At 53.6% G+C, this 1,473-nt stretch carries 2 rRNA genes; both read right to left on the bottom strand.

The features are described 5' to 3' along the window. Positions 1 to 11: 11 nt before the first annotated feature. Positions 12 to 127: ribosomal RNA gene (gene rrf / locus ABIE61_RS18775) — 5S ribosomal RNA — on the bottom strand. A 166-nt stretch (positions 128 to 293) separates the two neighbouring features. Beyond that, positions 294 to 1,473: ribosomal RNA gene (locus ABIE61_RS18780) — 23S ribosomal RNA — on the bottom strand; the annotation flags it as partial.

Genomic DNA, 1,473 nt, shown 5'->3' on the forward strand with positions numbered 1-1,473 from the left:
TGGTATTAAGTGCCTGGCGATGACCTACTCTCACATGGGGAAGCCCCACACTACCATCGGCGATGACGCGTTTCACTGCTGAGTTCGGTATGGGATCAGGTGGTTCCACGTCTCTATGGTCGCCAGGCGAAACTGGTACAAACCGGATCTGATTGAGCCTCGTGCTTATATGTCACGTTGCTCTGATTGTCTGTGTTGTTGCTACAAGCGTTCAATCGGTGCTCTTGCGAGCCGATAATCGTGTTTTGACTGTTTCCAGTCGAACCATTCATTTCAAACGCCTTGGGCGTTATATGGTCAAGCCTCACGAGCCATTAGTACAGGTTAGCTCAACGCCTTACAACGCTTACACACCCTGCCTATCAACGTCCTGGTCTCGGACGGCTCTTCAGGGGGCTCAAGGCCCCGGTGAGATCTCATCTTGAAGGGGGCTTCCCGCTTAGATGCTTTCAGCGGTTATCCCGTCCGAACGTAGCTACCCGGCAATGCCACTGGCGTGACAACCGGAACACCAGAGGTTCGTTCACTCCGGTCCTCTCGTACTAGGAGCAACTCTTCTCAAATCTCAAACGCCCACGGCAGATAGGGACCGAACTGTCTCACGACGTTCTAAACCCAGCTCGCGTACCACTTTAAATGGCGAACAGCCATACCCTTGGGACCGGCTTCAGCCCCAGGATGTGATGAGCCGACATCGAGGTGCCAAACACCGCCGTCGATGTGAACTCTTGGGCGGTATCAGCCTGTTATCCCCGGAGTACCTTTTATCCGTTGAGCGATGGCCCTTCCATACAGAACCACCGGATCACTAGAACCTGCTTTCGCACCTGCTCGACGTGTCTGTCTCGCAGTCAAGCACCCTTCTACTCTTGCGCTCATTGGCTGATTTCCGACCAGCCTGAGGGTACCTTCGTGCTCCTCCGTTACGCTTTGGGAGGAGACCGCCCCAGTCAAACTACCCACCACACAATGTCCTCGATCCGGGTAACGGATCTGAGTTAGAACCTCAACAGTACCAGGCTGGTATTTCAAGGTTGGCTCCACCGGAACTGGCGTCCCGGTTTCAAAGCCTCCCAGCTATCCTACACAAGTAATGTCAAAGTCCACTGTGAAGCTATAGTAAAGGTTCACGGGGTCTTTCCGTCTAGCCGCGGGGACGCTGCATCTTCACAGCGAGTTCAATTTCACTGAGTCTCGGGTGGAGACAGTGTGGCCATCGTTACGCCATTCGTGCAGGTCGGAACTTACCCGACAAGGAATTTCGCTACCTTAGGACCGTTATAGTTACGGCCGCCGTTTACCGGGGCTTCGATCAAGAGCTTCGCGTGAGCTAACCCCATCAATTAACCTTCCGGCACCGGGCAGGCGTCACACCCTATACGTCCACTTTCGTGTTTGCAGAGTGCTGTGTTTTTAATAAACAGTCGCAGCCACCTGGTATCTTCGACCGACATCAGCTTAGGAAGTAAATTC

The organism is Marinobacterium sp. MBR-111 (assembly GCF_040547585.1).
Classification (GTDB): domain Bacteria; phylum Pseudomonadota; class Gammaproteobacteria; order Pseudomonadales; family Balneatricaceae; genus Marinobacterium; species Marinobacterium iners.